This window comes from Mycolicibacter nonchromogenicus (genome assembly GCF_002101775.1).
Classification (GTDB): Bacteria; Actinomycetota; Actinomycetes; order Mycobacteriales; family Mycobacteriaceae; genus Mycobacterium; species Mycobacterium nonchromogenicum.
This window is the reverse complement of the sequence record NZ_LQPI01000028.1, coordinates 27,709-45,374: the sequence shown is the minus strand read 5'-3', so window position 1 is coordinate 45,374 and position 17,666 is coordinate 27,709. Positions and strand designations below refer to the sequence as shown.

19 protein-coding genes are annotated in these 17,666 nt (G+C 69.3%); 8 read left to right on the top strand and 11 right to left on the bottom strand.

All coding sequences use genetic code 11. The features are described from left to right. Positions 1 to 133 precede the first annotated feature (133 nt). Genes AWC18_RS04385 through AWC18_RS04370 form a run of 4 tightly spaced genes read left to right on the top strand, consistent with a single transcriptional unit; the run spans position 134 to position 3,811 of the window. On the top strand, positions 134 to 1,702 hold the full coding sequence (locus tag AWC18_RS04385; RefSeq protein ID WP_085137955.1) for an adenylate/guanylate cyclase domain-containing protein: 1,569 nt from the start codon (positions 134 to 136) through the stop codon (positions 1,700 to 1,702). Then, positions 1,692 to 2,612 carry an alpha/beta fold hydrolase gene (locus tag AWC18_RS04380; RefSeq protein ID WP_085137866.1) on the top strand — a complete coding sequence of 307 codons (921 nt, stop codon included), beginning with the start codon at positions 1,692 to 1,694 and terminating at the stop codon, positions 2,610 to 2,612. The genes AWC18_RS04385 and AWC18_RS04380 overlap by 11 nt, the downstream gene beginning before the upstream one ends. Next, positions 2,609 to 3,004, top strand: coding sequence for a PaaI family thioesterase (locus AWC18_RS04375; protein WP_064999315.1), 396 nt, complete (start codon positions 2,609 to 2,611; stop codon positions 3,002 to 3,004). Before AWC18_RS04380 ends, AWC18_RS04375 begins: the two co-directional genes overlap by 4 nt. A gap of 42 nt (positions 3,005 to 3,046) precedes the next feature. Next, positions 3,047 to 3,811 (top strand): alpha/beta fold hydrolase, encoded by a 765-nt coding sequence (locus AWC18_RS04370; protein WP_085137864.1) that lies wholly within the window; start codon positions 3,047 to 3,049, stop codon positions 3,809 to 3,811. A 1-nt stretch (position 3,812) separates the two neighbouring features. Here AWC18_RS04370 and AWC18_RS04365 read toward each other — a convergent pair whose 3' ends face one another. From AWC18_RS04365 to AWC18_RS04340, 6 genes are read right to left on the bottom strand one after another with little or no spacing between them, the layout of a single operon-like run. Beyond that, the gene (locus AWC18_RS04365; RefSeq protein ID WP_085137862.1) at positions 3,813 to 4,886 is read right to left on the bottom strand and encodes a type I-G CRISPR-associated protein Cas7; all 1,074 of its coding nucleotides are present in this window, start codon (positions 4,884 to 4,886) and stop codon (positions 3,813 to 3,815) included. Positions 4,887 to 4,891: 5 nt separating this feature from the next. After that, a complete protein-coding gene (locus AWC18_RS04360; RefSeq protein WP_085137860.1) occupies positions 4,892 to 5,833 on the bottom strand; it encodes a cation diffusion facilitator family transporter in 942 nt (313 codons plus the stop codon). After that, positions 5,834 to 7,087, bottom strand: coding sequence for a mannose-6-phosphate isomerase, class I (manA, locus tag AWC18_RS04355; RefSeq protein ID WP_085137858.1), 1,254 nt, complete (start codon positions 7,085 to 7,087; stop codon positions 5,834 to 5,836). 7 nt (positions 7,088 to 7,094) lie between these two features. Continuing rightward, a complete protein-coding gene (locus AWC18_RS04350; protein WP_085137856.1) occupies positions 7,095 to 8,225 on the bottom strand; it encodes a TobH protein in 1,131 nt (376 codons plus the stop codon). Next, entirely contained in the window at positions 8,222 to 9,646 is a 1,425-nt protein-coding gene (locus tag AWC18_RS04345) for a phosphomannomutase/phosphoglucomutase (RefSeq protein WP_064999259.1), read from the bottom strand. Before AWC18_RS04345 ends, AWC18_RS04350 begins: the two co-directional genes overlap by 4 nt. A gap of 60 nt (positions 9,647 to 9,706) precedes the next feature. Then, the gene (locus tag AWC18_RS04340) at positions 9,707 to 10,147 is read right to left on the bottom strand and encodes a DUF3499 domain-containing protein (RefSeq protein WP_109559985.1); all 441 of its coding nucleotides are present in this window, start codon (positions 10,145 to 10,147) and stop codon (positions 9,707 to 9,709) included. A 90-nt stretch (positions 10,148 to 10,237) separates the two neighbouring features. On the opposite strand from AWC18_RS04340, the gene AWC18_RS04335 reads away from it, so the two are divergent. Next, positions 10,238 to 10,693 (top strand): metallopeptidase family protein, encoded by a 456-nt coding sequence (locus AWC18_RS04335; protein WP_064999257.1) that lies wholly within the window; start codon positions 10,238 to 10,240, stop codon positions 10,691 to 10,693. A gap of 32 nt (positions 10,694 to 10,725) precedes the next feature. Here AWC18_RS04335 and AWC18_RS04330 read toward each other — a convergent pair whose 3' ends face one another. Further along, positions 10,726 to 11,121: a WhiB family transcriptional regulator gene (locus AWC18_RS04330; RefSeq protein WP_064999314.1), complete on the bottom strand. Its 396-nt coding sequence runs from the start codon at positions 11,119 to 11,121 to the stop codon at positions 10,726 to 10,728. Between the two features lie 346 nt (positions 11,122 to 11,467). Here AWC18_RS04330 and cofD point away from each other — a divergent pair, with 346 nt between their 5' ends. Genes cofD through AWC18_RS04310 form a run of 3 tightly spaced genes read left to right on the top strand, consistent with a single transcriptional unit; the run spans position 11,468 to position 14,351 of the window. Next, entirely contained in the window at positions 11,468 to 12,472 is a 1,005-nt protein-coding gene (gene cofD, locus AWC18_RS04320) for a 2-phospho-L-lactate transferase (RefSeq protein WP_064999256.1), read from the top strand. Beyond that, a complete protein-coding gene (locus AWC18_RS04315; protein WP_085137852.1) occupies positions 12,469 to 13,809 on the top strand; it encodes a coenzyme F420-0:L-glutamate ligase in 1,341 nt (446 codons plus the stop codon). The genes cofD and AWC18_RS04315 overlap by 4 nt, the downstream gene beginning before the upstream one ends. Then, positions 13,806 to 14,351 carry an NUDIX hydrolase gene (locus tag AWC18_RS04310; RefSeq protein ID WP_085137850.1) on the top strand — a complete coding sequence of 182 codons (546 nt, stop codon included), beginning with the start codon at positions 13,806 to 13,808 and terminating at the stop codon, positions 14,349 to 14,351. Before AWC18_RS04315 ends, AWC18_RS04310 begins: the two co-directional genes overlap by 4 nt. Here the strand turns inward: AWC18_RS04310 and AWC18_RS04305 are convergent. The 4 genes from AWC18_RS04305 to rfbD form a co-directional block, all read right to left on the bottom strand. Then, a complete protein-coding gene (locus tag AWC18_RS04305; protein ID WP_085137848.1) occupies positions 14,345 to 14,701 on the bottom strand; it encodes an Rv1352/Rv1906c domain-containing protein in 357 nt (118 codons plus the stop codon). The genes AWC18_RS04310 and AWC18_RS04305 overlap by 7 nt on opposite strands. 100 nt (positions 14,702 to 14,801) lie before the next feature. Further along, positions 14,802 to 15,875: a mannose-1-phosphate guanylyltransferase ManB gene (gene manB / locus AWC18_RS04300; protein ID WP_064999252.1), complete on the bottom strand. Its 1,074-nt coding sequence runs from the start codon at positions 15,873 to 15,875 to the stop codon at positions 14,802 to 14,804. Beyond that, positions 15,872 to 16,759, bottom strand: coding sequence for a glycosyltransferase family 2 protein (locus AWC18_RS04295; protein ID WP_064999251.1), 888 nt, complete (start codon positions 16,757 to 16,759; stop codon positions 15,872 to 15,874). The genes manB and AWC18_RS04295 overlap by 4 nt, the downstream gene beginning before the upstream one ends. 10 nt (positions 16,760 to 16,769) lie before the next feature. Continuing rightward, complete coding sequence (gene rfbD / locus AWC18_RS04290) at positions 16,770 to 17,627, bottom strand: dTDP-4-dehydrorhamnose reductase (RefSeq protein WP_064999250.1); 858 nt, start codon at positions 17,625 to 17,627, stop codon at positions 16,770 to 16,772. Between the last annotated feature and the right edge of the window lie 39 nt (positions 17,628 to 17,666).

Below are 17,666 nucleotides of genomic sequence, written 5' to 3'. Positions count from 1 at the left end.
CGCGACTGGACATTACATCGCAATACGTCGGCCGTCTAGACATTTGATAGTGATTTGTCTAGTGGAGAGGGCGTCACAGGCCGGACCGTATAACTTTGGGGGCACAACTCACTCAGGGATGGGCACGACCGCGATGACGACTGCAGATTCGGGCGCAGGCGCGCGGTCGCGTACCGCCGTCCGGGTCCGCGACTATGCGGCCGGGTTGGCTTTCGCCCACCTGCTGACCAGCGCCGAGGCGATTGCGGTGGTGGTGTCCCTCAACGGCGAAACCCCACTCACCGACTCCACCCTGCTGTCGGTGCCGAACCTGGTGCTGGTGGCGGTACTGGTGACGCTGGGCACGCTGGCCGTCATCGCCGCCGGCAGCGCCAGCATCGCCGGGTCCGTGCGCTGGTACGCCGCCGGAGAGACACCCAACCCGAGCCAACGCCGCGCGGCCCTGCGCATCCTGCGCCGGCAGTCGGCGATCGTGCTGGGAACCTGGCTGATCGGCGGGGCCATCGGCATGGCCGCGCTGCGCTCCCACAACGTGGGCCTGACCGTGCTGCTCGGCGCCATCATCGTGTTCGGGAGCACCGCATCGCTGAGCACCAGCATGCTGTTCACCCAACGCACCTTCCGGCCCCTCGTGGCCGCCGCCTGGCAGGGTTCCGACGTCCGCGCGACCGCCCCCGGCGTCCTGGCCCGGCTGGTGACCATGTGGTTCATCACCTGCGCCATGCCATCAGCGGCCATCATCGCGCTCATCCTCTGCCGGCAGCAGGGCTGGTTCATCGACCCCGACTCGTCGGTGGAGGTTCCGGTGCTGGTGCTCTGCGTGGTGGCCGTGTTGCTCGGAGTACGCGCCATGATCCTGGTGTCGCGATCGATCTCCGACCCGGTGGGCGAAGTCGTCAACGCCATGGCCCGAGTCGAGCGCGGCGAGATGAACACATCGGTGGGCGTCTACGAGCAATCCGAGATCGGGCGGCTGCAGACCGGATTCAATCGCATGGTGGCCGGTTTGGCCGAACGGGACCGACTCCAGGACCTGTTCGGCCGCCACGTCGGCTCCGACGTCGCCCGACTGGCCGTCGAGCAGGATCTCGCGCTCTCCGGCTCTGTCCAAGAGGCGGCGATCCTGTTCATCGACCTGGTGGGCTCTACCGAGCTGGCGGCGACCCACCCGCCCGACGAAGTCGCCGGCGTGCTCAACGACTTCTTCCGCATCGTGGTGGACGCAGTCGACGCACAACGCGGTTCGATCAACAAGTTTCAGGGCGATGCGGCGCTGGCGGTGTTCGGCGCTCCCGTCCCGTCCCCGCACGCGGCCACGGCGGCACTGACCACTGCCCGCACCCTGATCTCCCGGCTTCGCCGGCTGCCGCTGGTGGACTTCGGGATCGGCGTCTCGGCGGGCCCGGTGTTCGCCGGCAACATCGGCAGCGAGAACCGCTACGAGTACACCGTGGTCGGCGACGCCGTCAACGAGGCCGCTCGGTTGGCCGACCGCGCCAAGGCCGTCACGCCCCGCGTGCTGTGTTCGGCGACCGCACTGGAACGCGCCGACAGCGATGAACGAGCCCACTGGGAGTACTACGGCTCGGCGACGTTGCGGGGCCGAACGCAGCTCACCGAAATGTCGATGCCGATCACCGAGCCCGCAACCTGGGGTGAACCGGCCGCTGAGCACATGCCAGACTCCGAACATGGTTTATGACATCGCCCGCCCGCAGATGGAGGGCAACATCGCCGTCGGCGAGGACCGTCAGCTCGGCTTCGCCGAATTCGGTGCTCCGCAGGGCCGGGCGATGTTCTGGTTGCACGGCACACCCGGCGCCCGCCGACAGATCCCCGTCGAAGCCCGGCTGTATGCCACCGAAGCCAACATCCGCCTGATCGGGGTGGACCGGCCCGGCATCGGTTCCTCCACCCCGTTCCAATACGAGACGGTGTCGGACTTCGCCGACGACCTGCGCACCGTTGCCGACACGCTCGGGATCGACAAGATGGCGATCATCGGGCTGTCCGGCGGCGGCCCGTACACCCTGGCGTGCGCAGCGGCCATGCCCACGCGGGTGGTTGCGGCCGGCGTGCTGGGCGGCGTAGCCCCCGCGGTGGGCCCCGAGGCCATCGACAGCAACCTGATGCGGTTGGCCCGGTGGGCCGAACCGGTGCTCGACCGCGCGGGACGGCCGATCAGCATGGCGGCGGCCGGACTCATCCGGATGATCCGGCCGGTGGCCTCGCCTGCACTCGAGATCTACGCGCGGCTCTCCCCCGAGGGCGACCGCGAGATGCTGTCTCGCCCGGAGTTCAAGGCCATGTTCCTCGATGACCTGCTCAACGGCTCCCGCAAGCAACTGGCCGCGCCGATCGCCGACGCCGTCCTGTTCGCGCGGCCCTGGGGTTTTCGGCTCACCGACGTGCACGTGCCGGTGCACTGGTGGCACGGCGACGCCGACCACATCGTCCCGTTCTCCCACGGCAAACATGCGGTCGGGCTGCTCCCCGACGCCCGGCTCTACCCGATTCCCGGCGAGAGCCATCTGGCCGGACTGGGACGCGCCGAAGAGATTCTGTGCACCTTGCTCCAGGAGTGGGACTCAGCGGTCGAGCCGACGCCGTGACCGCGCCGCAGTCGATCCGGGAGTTGTTCGACCAGCTCGGGCTGCACGAGGTCCCCTCGGCCGACGACACCCTGACCCTCGAGATGCCCGTCGACGAGCGGGTGGTCAACACCTCCGGCGGACTGCAGGGCGGATTGATCGCCACCATGGCCGACGTGGCGGCCGGACAGCTCGCCGCGCGCAGTACGCAGTTCGGCAACGGCATCGCCACGACGGATCTGTTCATCCGCTACCTGCGGCCGATCAAGGTCGGGCCGGCCCGGGCCGTCGCGTCCATCCTGCGCACCGGCCGGCGTTCGGTGGTGGCTCAGGTCGACATCTACCGAGGCGACGACGATCAGCTGGCCGCCACCGCGACGGTGAATTTCGCCGCCATCGAGGCACCTGGCTGAGCGCACAGCTGCGCGAACGGACCGCCGTGCCATGATCTGCGCATGTCGGTAGTGCTGGTGCACGGGAACCCGGAATCTGACGCCATCTGGGATCCACTGGTGGATGCCCTGGGCCGGGGAGACGTCGTGCGTCTCTCGCCACCGGGTTTCGGTGCCCCACTGCCGCAAGACTTTTCCGCAAGCTATGTGGCCTACCGCGACTGGCTCGAACGCGAAATCGAAGCGCTCGGCGGCCCGGACGAGCCGATCGACCTCGTCGGACACGACTGGGGCGGTGTCCACGTCGTCAATCTGGCGATGCATCGCCCGCAGCTCGTGCGCAGTTGGACCACCGACATCATCGGCGTGTTCGACCCGGACTACGTCTGGCCCGAGACGGCCCAGATCTGGCGGACCCCCGGCAAAGGCGAGCGGCTGGTCGAGAACATGCTCGGCGGGACCGTGGAGGACCGGGCCGCGCTGTGGGCTGCCACCCTGCCCGAAGACATCGCCCGGTCGATGGCGCAAGCGCAGGGCCCGGAGATGGGGCGGGCAACCCTGCTGCTGTACCGGTCGGTGGAAGGCCCCGGCTCGATGGCGAAGACCGGCGGCGGGCTGGGGCGCGCGCGTGCCCGTCCGGGCCTTTCCCTGCTGGCCACCGGGGATCCCTACGTGGGGTCGGAGGAGATCCGGCGACGGGCAGCACAGCAGGCGGGCGCTCACACCGAAGTGCTCGACGGGCTTGGCCACTGGTGGATGACCCAGGATCCGGCGCGCGGGGCGGCCGCTCTCACCACCTTCTGGGCATCGGTCGCCGAATCGCACTGATTCAGTTCGACGTGGTCAGCCGGTTCTCGATGAAATGCGGCAACCGAAATCGCCGCGGCGGATGGGCGACCGGTGTGTCCCGCGGCGCTCCGCCGTTCTGGGCTGCGGTGTAAGCCGCGGTATTGCCGGTGACGTGCAAGACCTGGCCCCGCCAGGTGATGTCCGCTTCCCGGTAGGCCCCCACCAGGGCCTGTTCCAGCAATGCGTCGGCGTCCTCGATCGACAACGCGGTCAATTCGACGAACTGCCCGTCGCGGGCATCGAGTTTGAGTGTGGTGGGGCCGGTTTCCACCAGGTCGCAGTTGGCCCGGATGCTCAGTTCGGCGTTGGACCGTGCCAGACCGGCCAGCGCATAGGCGGCCAGCAGGACACGGCAGGCCTCGTCGCCGGCCGGACCGCAGTCGAACCGCAGCTGCCGCAGGGCGGCGAAGCTGAGCACCTGGGTGCGGATGATCCGGCTGCAACTCACACCGGCCTCGGACACGGTGCGGGAATCCGCCGAGGCACCGTCGACGAGTACGCCGATGATCTCGCCGGACAGCACTCCTCGGAACCGGCTTTGACCGGTGCCCAGGGCGGCGTCGATCGCCCCGAAGATCAGACTCCCGGGGCTCAGTTCCAGCAGCGCGCGAGCGTTGTCCGGCGTGCTCTCGCGGGCCAGTCGGTAGGCGGGGTATGCGATCGCGGGTTTGCCGTCGATGGAGCCGGTCAGAAAGTGTCCGTCGAAAATGCGTTGCGGCAGTTCAAGATCGGTGAACACCAACCGCCCGCCCTCGTAGGAGACCTCCATCCGCGGCACCCGGCTCAACAGCGGGTGCTGGTCGCGGACGGCCTGCAGAATCGCGGATTCGACGCGGTGAACCTGGCTCTGGTTGTCGTCGACCAGAACCGTCGCAGTCGGCTTTCCATCGATCAGCCGAGTCTCGGCGACCGACGCGGAGCGCGCGGCTCGCTGAGCCGGTCTGATCGTGGCGTGAAGTCCCCCGGCCGGCGCCAGCTCGGTGGACACGCTCAACGTGCTGGCGCCACCGGCCTGGCTGGCCGCGGTGAGCTGCGCGAAGGAAAGTGTGGACAAGACGATCAACCTTTCTGGTCCACCGAGTCTGGCACAGGCGTCCGGTCCAGATCCGGTTCGAGATAGATGATCAGCGCCGCAGGCACAGCTGCGCGGATGTTGGCTTCGGCGGCGTCGATGGTGGCCGCCACACCGGCCAGGTCGAGCCGGGGCGTCACCGCGATCTTGGCCCCCACCAGCATCTCGTCCGGGCCCAGGTACTGGGTGCGGATGTGGATCAGGCGGGTGACGTTCTCGGTCGACTCCAGCGCAGTACGAATGGCCCGGTCCTCAGCGGCGGTGGCCCCCTCGCCGATCAGCAGGCTGTGCATCTCGACCATCAGGAAGACGGCGACCACACCCAGCAGCACACCGATTCCCAGGGTGCTCACGCTGTCCCACACCGGGTTTCCGGTCACCAGGACCAGGCCCACGCCGGCCAGCGCCAGCACCAGCCCGATCAGTGCGGCGGTGTCTTCCAACAGCACCACCGGCAGCTCGGGATTGCGCGAGGTACGCAGGAACCGCCACCAGCTGCACTTGCCCTTCAGCGGGCGCGACTCGGTGATCGCGGTTCGAAAACTGTAGGTTTCCAACGCGATCGCCACCACGAGGATCGCGATCGCCACCAGCGGCGAGGTCAGCTCCACCGGGTGGCGCAGCTTTTCGTAGCCCTCGTACAGCGCGAACATCGAGCCCAGGGTGAACAGCACCAGCGCCACGACGAACGACCAGAAGTAGCGGCTGCGGCCATGCCCGAAGGGGTGCAGCACGTCGGGCGCTCTGGCGGCAACCCGCTGTCCGAGCAGCAGCAGCGCCTGGTTGGAGGTGTCGGCCACCGAGTGCACCGCCTCGGCGAGCATGGCCGAGCTGCCGGTGATCAGGTAGCCGGTGAACTTGGCGACCGCGATACCGCCGTTGGCCGCCAGCGCCGCGATGATGGCTTTGGTACTACCGGAGGACGACACCTACAGGCCTATCGTCGCCCGGTACAGGGTGGCCGGTTCTTGGGCGAGCACCCGGATCGGCCCGTCGTCGCAGGGCACCCAGGCCGACTGCCCCCGCTGCAGGGTCAGCGTCGTGGACTTGGCGTGCACCGTGATCGAGCCTTCGGTGCACAGCAGAATCTGCGGACCGTCATGGCGCGCCGGCGCATCCAGTTCGTGGCCGAGGTGGGTGCCGTCGACGGTCAGGCGCGACACCGCGAATTCCTCGGCAGGGGTCTGGTAGACCACCTCGAGTCCGTCGGTGTAGGTGGCCGGTCGCAGCGCCTCCTCGGTGGTGGGGGTGAAATCCAGCACCCGCAACAACTCGGGGACATCGACGTGCTTGGGTGTCAGTCCACCACGCAACACGTTGTCGGAGTTGGCCATCACCTCCAGGCCCACGCCGTGCAGGTAGGTGTGCAGGTTGCCGGCCGACACGAAGATGGCCTCCCCCGGGGCCAGACTTACCCGATTGAGCAGCAGCGAGGCCAGGACTCCCGCGTCCCCGGGGTAGCGCTCCCCCAGTTCGAGCACGGTCTTGGCCTCGGCGGTGAACTCGCCGGCCTCGGAGCTCAGGTACTGGATGGCCCCCTCCAGTACGGCGGGCACCAGCACGTCCAGATCGGGCTGGGGGGCGGTGATCCACGTGGTGAACAGCGCCCGCAGCGCGTCGGCATCGGACGGCACATCGGATTGGCCGTTGCCGGGCTGGCCGCCGAGCAGCGCGATGAACGGGTCCAGGTCGGATACCGCCAGCGCCCTGAGCAGTTCGATGGTGCGCGCCACCGGCCGGAAGCCGGCCAGCGCCTCGAATGGCTGCAGCGCCACCAGCAGTTCCGGTTTGTGACTGGTGTCGCGGTAGTTGCGAATCGGCGAGTTCACCGGAACCCCGAGACGCTCCTCGCGCTCGTAACCCTCGATCGCCTGCATGGCACTGGGGTGGGCCTGCAGCGACAGCGGCTCGTCGGCGGCCAGCACCTTGACCAGAAACGGCAGCCGGTCACCGAAACGGGCCTGGGCCAGCTGGCCGAGCTGGCCCTCCGGCTCGTGGCTCAGGAGGTTGAGCAACGACACCTCGCCGGCGTCGGTCTCCAGGTACGCCGGATCCCCCGGGTGGGCACCCAGCCACAGCTCGGCTTCGGGATGCGCCGCCGGAACCGGCCGACCGGTGAACTCGGCGATCGCTGTCCGCGAGCCCCAGGCATAGGTCCGTATCGCACCGCGTAGTTGTTCCACTGTCCCGTCAACCCCGCAAAAGTCGCACGTAGGCGGCGGCCATCTCCAGCCGCACGGCCAACACCGCAAGCTGTTGTTCCGCCGGGCCGCTGGACGACTTGCTCCCCATCGCCGCAGCCGGACCCGCGGCTTCCTCCGAGGCATCCGGTGTCAGCGGCACGTCTGCGGCTGCGATCAGGTCGATGTCGTGCAGGCCGTTGATCCGGGCTGCCACCACAGTACGTTCGGCGGCCAGCGTCAGGGCCAGCACCCGCAGCCGGTCGGCGGCCGGGCCGTCGATCTGCTCGTCGTGGAAGATGTCGACGACGGGGCCGCCGGACCGTGCCCGCAGTGCGCTCACCGCGTCGGGCAGACCGGTCGCCGCCACCGGGGTCAGGCCGACGCGCAGCATCGCCACGCTGCCGTGCCGCGCCAGCGCCAGGGTCGCCGCGCAGTCACCGGCCAACACGATGTCGCGACCGACGATACGGTCGGCCAGCAGCTTCGCCGGGTTGGTGAACAGCTCCCGCGCGGCGCTGTTACGCAGCGCCTCGGCGTCGAGCTCATCGGCCAACGCGCCCAGGTCGGTCGGTGCGCCCCCGCCGTCGCCCTCCAGGGCGTCCAGGATGGCCAGCCCGGCGGCCACGTAGCGCGGCAGGCCGAACTCCGCAGCGACGACGACACGCGGCTCCAAGACGGCGACCCGCCCTGCGGTGGCGTCACGCAGCGGACCCTCGTAAGGCGCGACCACCACCACCCGCGCGCCGCGACGTACCCCGGCCGCGGCCGCCGCGACCAGCGCCGGGTCGCCCGGATCGTCGCCGGCGACGATCAGCACGTCCAGCGATCCGATCCACGACGGGACCTCGGCAGCCTGCACCAGCGGTGCGCGCGCCGAATGGCCGCGGGTGGCGGCCAGCAGGCTACCGGCGGTGGCCGCGGTGCCCCGGGTGGACAGCCAGATGATCGTCCGCGGCGGGTAGTCACGGCTCTCGCTGCGGATGCCGTCCAGGGCACCCTCGTCGACCGCCGCCGCGGTGGCGCGCACCTGCGCGCCGGCCATCGACGCGGCCCACAGGGCGCCGTCGCGGTCAGCCGCCAGTACGGCCTCGGCGTCATCGAGGTCGACGGTGGAGAAGGATCCGGGGAACGCGCTCACGAACGCGGCTTCTCCGCGGCGGTGGCAGCTTGACTGTTTTCGGCGATCGTTGTGGAGACTTGGGCCACCACCGCGTCCACCGCGGCGGCGTCGGGCGCCTCTACGTTGAGCCGCAGCAGCGGCTCGGTGTTGGAGCTGCGCAGGTTGAACCAGGTGCTCGAGCCCAGGTCGACGGTCACGCCGTCGAGGTGGTCTACCGAGGCCTGGTCACCGAACGAAGAGACCACCGCATCCACGAGCACGGACACATCGACCCCGTCTGTCAGGGTGAAGTTGATCTCCCCGGACGCCGCGTAACGCTGGTAGTCCGCGGTCAGCTCCGACAGCGGTCGCTGCTGTTCGCCCAGCGCGGCCAGGACGTGCAAGGCGGCCAGCATGCCCGAGTCGGCGCCCCAGAAGTCCCGGAAGTAGTAGTGCGCCGAGTGCTCCCCGCCGAAGATGGCCCCCGTGTCGGCCATCAGCGCCTTGATGAACGAGTGCCCCACCCGAGACCGCAGCGGTGTGCCGCCGCGCTCGGCGACCAGTTCCGGCACCGCATGCGAGGTGATCAGGTTGTAGATCACCGTCGCCCCGGGCTCCCGGGCCAATTCACGCGCTGCCACCAGGCCGCTCACCGCCGACGGCGACACCGGGTCGCCGCGCTCGTCGATCACGAAGCACCGGTCGGCATCGCCGTCGAACGCCAGGCCGATGTCGGCGCCCTGCTCGCGCACGAACGCCTGCAGATCGACGAGGTTGGCCGGATCCAGCGGGTTGGCCTCGTGGTTGGGGAAGTTGCCGTCCAGTTCGAAATACAGCGGCAGCACCGTGATCGCACCGATCGATTCGAACACCGCCGGCGCGGTGTGGCCCGCCATGCCGTTGCCGGCGTCGACGGCCACGCGCAGCGGGCGCGTACCAGAGATATTGACCAGCGAATGCAGAAAGGCCGCGTAGTCGGCCAGCACGTCGCGGTCGGTGATGGTGCCGCGCGCTGTCTGGCCGTCACCGGCCGGGTCGACACCGGCGATCAGCTCGTCGCGGATCCGGCCCAGGCCGGTGTCGGCACCCACCGGCTTGGCGCCCGCCCGGCAGAGTTTGATGCCGTTGTAGGCGGCGGGGTTGTGGCTGGCGGTGAACATCGCACCCGGGCAGTCGAGTGCGCCGGAGGCGAAATAGAGCTGGTCCGTCGAGGCCAGCCCGATCCGGACCACGTCCAGGCCGCGGGCCACCACGCCCTCGGCGAAGGCCGCCGACAGCACCGGCGAACTGTCCCGCATGTCGTGGCCGATCACCACCTGTCGGGCGCCTTCTTCGGCCATCAGCCGGGCGAACGCCGACCCGACCTCGGTGACGAGGGATTCATCGATTTCCGAACCGACCAGGCCGCGTACGTCGTACGCCTTGATCACACGGTGGACAGCCGCAGCGGGCCGAGACATGGACAGGGCTCCTGACGCAGTGGACTCTCTTGACGCTCAAGACTAGCCCGGAACCCGCGATCAGTCCGAAGGGTCTGGCAACACACGCAGGTGGCCCCGGCGCCGGCCATTGGTCTTGCCGGGCGGACCGGGTGGTGCCAGCACACTTCCGCCGGGTCCGGCGCCAGGCGTCACCCGGGTCGAGGAGTCGGCCGGACTGTTCTGTGGGTACCAGCCGTTGGCCGGGGCCGCCCGCCCGGACTCGCGCTCACGAACCGCTTCGGCAAGCGCGATCAGGTCATCCTCTTCCGGAGACACCCAGGGGCCCGGGTGACGCACCAGCTCCCAACCGCGCGGGGCCGTGATCCGGCCCGCGTGGTTGAAGCACAGGTCCCAGGAGTGCGGCTCAGCGGCAGTCGCCAGGGGGCCGACCACGGCGGTGGAGTCCGAGTAGACGAACGTCAGCGTCGCCACCGCATAGTGCGGACACCCTGGCCGGCAGCAACGGCGGGGAACGTTCACGCCCGTGAGGCTATCGTGGCTCCGCGCCGCCGCACCGCCGGACACGCGCAACCGAACGACACCCTATGCACAACCGTTACCATCTTCTGCGTGATCGCCACGCGTCGGCATTGGCGCGGCCGTGAGGCCCGCGGGCCACTGTTGCCACCCACCGTGCCGGGCTGGCGTACCCGCGCGGAACGGTTCGACATGGCGGTGCTGGAGGCCTACGAGCCCATCGAGCAGCGGTGGAAGCAACGGTTGGCGGCGCTCGACGTGGCGGTCGATGAGATCCCGCGGATCGCCGCCAAGGATCCCGACAGCGTGCAGTGGCCCCCAGAGGTGGTCGCGGACGGGCCGATTCCACTGGCGCGGTTGATTCCGGCCGGGGTGGATGTGCGAGGGAATCCGACGCGCGCCCGAATCTTGCTGTTCCGCAAGCCGATCGAGCAACGCGCTAATGACAGCACAGAGCTCGGCGATCTATTGCACGAGATTCTGGTGGCTCAAGTCGCCACCTACTTGGATGTCGAGCCCACTGTCATCGACCCGACGATCGACGACTAGCACCAGGCGACAGCGGTGCGGCAGAGCCGGGCTCAGATGATGCCGCGCTTGAGGCGGCGGCGCTCACGTTCTGAGAGGCCACCCCAGATGCCGAAGCGCTCGTCGTGAGCCAACGCGTATTCGAGGCATTCACTGCGAACCGAGCAACGCTGGCAGATCTTCTTGGCCTCGCGAGTCGAACCGCCCTTCTCCGGGAAGAACGCCTCGGGGTCGGTCTGCGAGCACAGGGCCCGGTCCTGCCACTGCTCGTTGGTGGCCGTTTCGGGGTCGAACGGGTCGAATTCGTCGTAGTCCTCGGGCTCGGGAACCAGACTCAGATGTGGCCTACTGGGCATGACCTCCAGCCCGCTCGGCCCGGCCAATTCAGCCATTTCGACGCCGGCGTGCGGCGCTCCACCCATCACGCCCCAAAGGTGCTCATAGGACATGCTCAGCCTCCTCACCTGTAGCGCGATCCTGATATGTCGGCCGAATCCAAGATCTTTGACCATCTCGATTCGAACATGTGATCGAATCTCGGTCTGCGACACCGAAATCGGCTGGCCAACCGGGAAATGACACTAGTGTGATTAGACACGGCTTGATCAGCGGGGTCAAGCTGATTGACCAAATTCCTTACCATCTCGTGATCGTTTTCTCACGTGTCCGAGACCGGCGAGTCCCTGTCATCTACCCCACACCGGCCTGTCGGCGTGTCTTACCCACCTCCGATAAGGCCCGTGACGGCGGTCCGCCACACCGGCCGCAGCGGCGCCAAAGGTACTGTCGTGCGCTGTGAAGGTCACCGTTCTCGTCGGGGGGGTCGGCGGCGCCCGGTTCCTGCTCGGCGTCCAGAAACTACTGGGTCTGGGCCAATTCGCCGAATCCCCAGCTGACGACGGGGCCGACGCGCACCAGCTGACCGCGGTGGTCAATGTCGGCGACGACGCCTGGATGCACGGGGTGCGCATCTGCCCCGATCTGGACACCTGCATGTACACCCTGGGCGGCGGCGTGGATACCGAGCGCGGCTGGGGTCACCGCGACGAAACCTGGCACGCCATGGAGGAGTTGACCCGCTACGGGATGCAGCCGGACTGGTTCGGCCTCGGCGACCGCGATCTGGCCACCCACCTGGTCCGCACCCAGTCGCTGCGCGCCGGATACCCACTGACCGACGTGACTTCGGCACTGTGCCAACGCTGGCAGCCCGGAGCGCGGCTGTTGCCGGTCACCAACGACAGCTGCGAAACCCATGTCGTCATCACCGATCCGGCCGACGATGCTCAGCGCGCGATCCACTTCCAGGAGTGGTGGGTGCGCTACCGCGCGCAGGTCCCCACCCACGGGTTCGGCTTCGTGGGCGCGGAGAAGGCCACGGCCACACCCGAAGTCGTGGACGCCATCACCAGTGCCGACATCGTGCTGCTGGCGCCCTCGAACCCGGTGGTCAGCATCGGGGCCATACTGGCCGTTCCGGGGGTCCGTGCAGCGCTGCGCTCCACCCCGGCGCCCGTCGTCGGCTACTCCCCGATCATCTCGGGAAAGCCGTTGCGCGGCATGGCCGATGTCTGCCTGAGCGTGATCGGCCTGGAGTCCACCTCCCGGGCTGTCGGCGAGCACTACGGCGCCCGCAGCGGAACCGGGATCCTGGACTACTGGCTGGTGCACGACGGCGAGTCGGTCGACGCTCCCGACATCGCCGGTGTGACGGTGCGCGCCGCCCCGCTGCTGATGACCGATCCGGAGGCCACGGCTGAAATGGTCCGCACCGGACTGGATCTCGCAGGCGTGCGATGAGCGAGCACGGCAGCGCCGCCAAGGTCGAGATCTTGCCGGTGACCGGCCTGGGCGAATTCCGGCCCGGCGACGATCTCGCAGCCGCGCTCGCCCAAGCCGCCCCCTGGCTGGCCGACGGCGACATCGTGGTCGTCACCAGCAAGGTGGTGTCCAAGTGCGAGGGCCGCATCGTGCCGGCGCCCCACGACGCCGAGGCGCGTGACGCGTTGCGCCGCCAGCTGGTCGAGGCCGAGGCGGTACGCGTCCTGGCCCGCAAAGGCCGCACCTGGATCACCGAGAATCGCCTCGGCCTGGTGCAGGCCGCCGCCGGTGTGGACGGCTCCAACGTGGGATCCGACGAGCTCGCGCTGCTGCCGGTCGATCCCGACGGCAGCGCCGCGGCGTTGCGCGCCGGACTGAATGAGCGTCTGGGCGTCCAAGTGGCGGTGCTGATCACCGACACCATGGGCCGCGCCTGGCGCAACGGCCAGATCGACGTCGCGATCGGGGCTTCGGGCCTGTCGGTGCTCAACGGCTACGCCGGGTCCGTCGACCGACACGGCAACGAGTTGGTGGTCACCGAAGTGGCCGTCGCCGACGAACTGGCCGCGGCAGCCGACTTGGTCAAGGGCAAGCTCACCGACATTCCGGTGGCAGTGGTGCGCGGCGTCACCAGCCCCGACAACGGTTCCACCGCGGCCGCTCTGGTGCGTTCCGGCCCCGACGACCTGTTCTGGCTGGGCACTGCCGAGGCCATCGAGATCGGCCGCAGCCAGGCCCAGCTGTTGCGCCGCTCGGTGCGCAGCTTCGCCGACGAACCCGTTCCGGCTCAACTGATCACCGACGCCATTGCCGAGGCGCTGACCGCCCCGGCGCCACATCACACCCGCCCGGTCCGGTTCGTGTGGCTGCAGACCCCGAACGTGCGTACTGGACTGCTCGATGCCATGGCCCAGCAGTGGCGGTCCGATCTCACCGGCGACGGCCTGTCCCCCGAAGCAATTGAGGCTCGGGTCTCGCGTGGCCAGATTCTTTATGATGCACCGGAAGTCGTCATCCCGATGATGGTTCCCGATGGCGCCCACCACTACTCCGACGCCGCCCGCACCGCCGCTGAGCACACCATGTTCACAGTCGCCGTCGGCGCTGCCGTCCAGGGCCTGCTGGTGGCATTGGCGGTACGCGGTGTGGGCAGCTGCTGGATCGGGTCGACCATCTTCACCCCGGAGTTGGTCCGCACCGAACTGGATCTGCCGCCCGACTGGGAGCCTTTGGGCGCCATAGCGATCGGCTACCCCACCGAACCACCCGAGCCCCGCGAACCGGCCGACATCGGCGACCTGCTGGTGCGCCGGTGAGTCCGCACGAGTCCGCGGTCGCGGCACTGACCGATTGGGCCGCACCGGATTCCGCGCAGGACTCACTCCGGCATGCGGTACTGGCGTTTCTGGCGGCCCGTCCCGATGCGTGCCGACGTGAATGCGTTGCGGGCCATATCACCGCATCGACGCTGGTGCTCGACCACACCGGCGAGCACGCGTTGCTGACACTGCACCCACGGGTGGGCCGCTGGCTGCAGCTCGGCGGGCACTGTGAGGACACCGACGCCGGCATCACCGACGCCGCACTGCGCGAGGCCACCGAGGAATCCGGCATCACCGGCCTGCGACTGGATCCGGCACTGGCAGCGGTGCACGTGCATCCGGTGACCTGCTCGCTTGGCGTACCGACCCGCCACCTGGACCTGCAGTTCGTCGCACACGCGCCGGCGGATGCACAGATCGGGATCAGCGACGAGTCGCTGGCGCTGCGCTGGTGGCCGGTGAACGCGCTACCGCCCGACGCCGACGACGCCCTGGCATTTCTGGTGGCGCGGGCAGTCGGGGCCCCCGGTCACTGAGAATCGGGGACCCGGGTCCAGGGCTGGCAATTCTGCGACTCGAAGGCCTTGACCGTCACGGGGATGCTGGCATACATCGGACCGATGGACGTGTTCGCCTGGACCACGTGGTCCTTGGCCGCATCGGGAGTGCTGTAGGTGAACCACGAACACATCGATTCCCGCGTCGGCACGTTGTTGATCCAGACGCCGAAAGCCGACCCCGAGCCGCCGGTGTAGTAGAGCCCCGGTGCGATATCGGGTCCGACCTGAAAGACGCCGTCACCGGGAATCGGGTCAAGCGGATCCGCTGCGGCGGGCGAGGCCAAGGCGACCGCGACGGCGCATGTGATGACGGCTCTTGCGAACATGGCTATCACTATTCCCCGTTGACGCTGCGTCCACCAGGCAAAAGTGCGAGGAGCCTGCCTGGTCAGCAGAGGCAAGGCGGGCCGGCTCAACCGGCGGGGCTCACACGTCGCTGGAGTAGCGGATCCCACAGTCGGGAATCGACACCCCCGGCCAGACCCGGGCCCCGCGCAACAGTTCGCAGCGGGCCCCGATGTCGGCGCCGTCGCCGATCACCCCATCGCGGATCAGCGCCCGCGGCCCGATCCGCGCGCCGAACCCGATGATCGAGCGCTCGATCACGCTGCCGGCCTCGACTTTCACCCCGTCGAAGATCACCGCGCCGTCCAGGCGGGCACCCGGGCCGATCTCGGCGCCCCGGCCCACCACCGTTCCGCCTATCAGTACCGCGCCCGGTGCCACCGAGGCCCCGTCGTGCACCAGTGCCTCGCCGCGCCGGCCACCCAACGCCGGCGACGGCGCGATGCCGCGCACCAGGTCCGCCGAACCGCGCACGAAGTCCTCCGGCGTGCCCATGTCACGCCAATAGCTGGTGTCGACGTAACCGCAGACCTTCACCCCGTCGGCAAGCAGCGCGGGAAACACCTCGCGCTCCACCGAGACCGCCCGCCCGCGCGGAATGCGGTCAATGACCTCCCGGGACAGCACATAACAGCCGGCGTTGATCTGGTCGGTCGGCGGGTCCTCGGTTTTCTCCAGGAATGCGGTGACCCGCCCGTCGACGGTGGGCACGCAGCCGAAGGCACGCGGGTCGCCGACCCGGACCAGGTGCAGGGTCGCCTCGGCGCCCTGCTCGCGGTGGTAGTTGTGCAGGTCGGCCAGATCAGCCCCGGAGAGCACGTCACCGTTGAACACCATCACAGTGTCGTGGCGCAGCTTGGGCGCGACGTTGGCGATGCCACCGCCGGTCCCCAGCGGCTCTTCCTCGGTCACGTAGTCGATCTGCAGTCCCAGTGCGGAGCCGTCGCCGAATTCGTTGGCGAACACCTCCGGCTTATACGACGTGCTGAGGATGACGTGCTCGATGCCGGCCGCGGCGATCCGCGACAGCAGGTGGGTCAGGAAGGGCAGGCCCGCGGTCGGCAACATCGGCTTGGGCGCCGAGAGGGTCAGCGGCCGCAGCCGGGTCCCCTTGCCGCCGACGAGCACCACCGCGTCGACTCGGCTCAGTGTCACGGGTGTCCCTTCGTCAGTTTGCGGCGGGCGTTACGCACCGCCAGGTGTGAACGGACCGCGAGGGCGCCTCGCATGCTCCACCGCAGCGGGGCCCGCCACCAACCGGTGTGCCGGTCGGCCAGGTAGGTGTAGGTGCTGCGGTGGTGCGCGGCCAGGTTGCGCGCGGGGTCCTTGCCGGTGGCGTGGCCCTTCTGGTGCAACACCTCAGCCGAGGGCACGTAGACGTTGAGCCAGCCGGCCTTGGCCAGCCGGTCCCCGAGGTCGACGTCCTCCATATAGAGGAAGTAGCGCTCATCGAAGCCGCCGATCGCGTCGAAGGCGGCCCGCCGCACCAGCAGGCATGCTCCCGACAGCCAACCCACCGGCCGCTCACTGGGCTCGAGCCGTTCCTGCCGGTAGGCACGCGTCCAGGGGTTGTTGGGCCACACCGGGCCGACCACGGCATGCATCCCGCCGCGGATCAGGCTGGGCAGGTGGCGGGCCGAGGGATACACCGAGCCGTCCGGCTCCCGGATCAGCGGACCCAGCGTCGCTGCCCGCGGCCACCGGGCGGCCGCGTCCAGCAGAGCCTCGATACTGCCGGGGCCCCATTGCACATCCGGGTTGGCCACGATGAGGAATTCGCTGCGCTCGCCGCCCTCGGCGTCCAGCAGGGCCACCCCGGCATTGATCGCTCCGCCGTAGCCCAGGTTGGACCCGGTGTGCAGCAACTGCACGTTGGGGTAGCGCTGCGCGGCTTCCTCCGGGGCACCGTCGGTGGATCCGTTGTCGGCCAGCACCACCCGCACCGGACGATCGGTCGCCAGGGACAGCGATGCCAGGAAGCGGTCCAGATGCCATCCCGGCGAATAGGTCACCGTCACCACCGGCAGGGCCTCACTCACGGCGTAGAGGTTATCTGGCCAAGGCGGCGGACAGTGCATCGCTCCACCGGCGCAGTGGTGCCAGGCCGGCCCGTGCCGACTCGGCGCCCGACAATGCCGAGTAGGCGGGCCGCGCGGCGGGGCGCGGATGCGCTGCGCTGCTGACCGGGCGCACCCGGTCTGGATCGGCACCGACCGCGGCGAACACCGCGCGGGCCTGTTCGTAGCGGCTCGCGGCCCCGGCATTGGCGGCATGCAACACGCGGGCACGCGGCGGCGAGTCGGCCAGCGCCAGCAGCGCGTCGACCAGATCGCCGACATACGTCGGAGATCCGATCTGATCGTCGACCACCGCCACCTCGGCGTCGCCGGCCGCCCGCTCGCGCATCACCGCGACGAAGTCCGAGCCGCCGGCGGCGCCGGTGTAAACCCAGGCGGTGCGCACCACCAGGGCGTCCGGCGACGCTTCCAGCACCGCCTTCTCGCCGGCCAGCTTGGTGCTGCCGTACACCGACAGCGGCCGGGTGGCGTCTCCCGGCTCGTATGGGCGCGGCGCGGCGCCACCGAAGTCGCCGTCGAAGACGTAGTCGGTGGAGATGTGGATCAGCCGCGCGCCCGACCGCGCGCAGGCGGCGGCCAGGTGGCCCGGGCCGGTCGCGTTGACGGCGTGGGCGCGCTCGGCATCGGTCTCCGCGGCGTCGACTTGGGTGTAGGCGGCACCGTTGACCAGCACATCACCGGGGCGCAGGTCAATCGCGTCCACCGCGGCGGCGTCGGTGATGTCACACTGCGCCGACGACAAAGCCAACACGTCACGACCGGTCTCGGCGGCGCGTTTCGCCAGGAAACTCCCGACTTGGCCGCCGGCGCCGGTGATCACTATCCGCATGATCGTCGAGCTTATGCGGCGGTCCCAGCTTCACCTCTC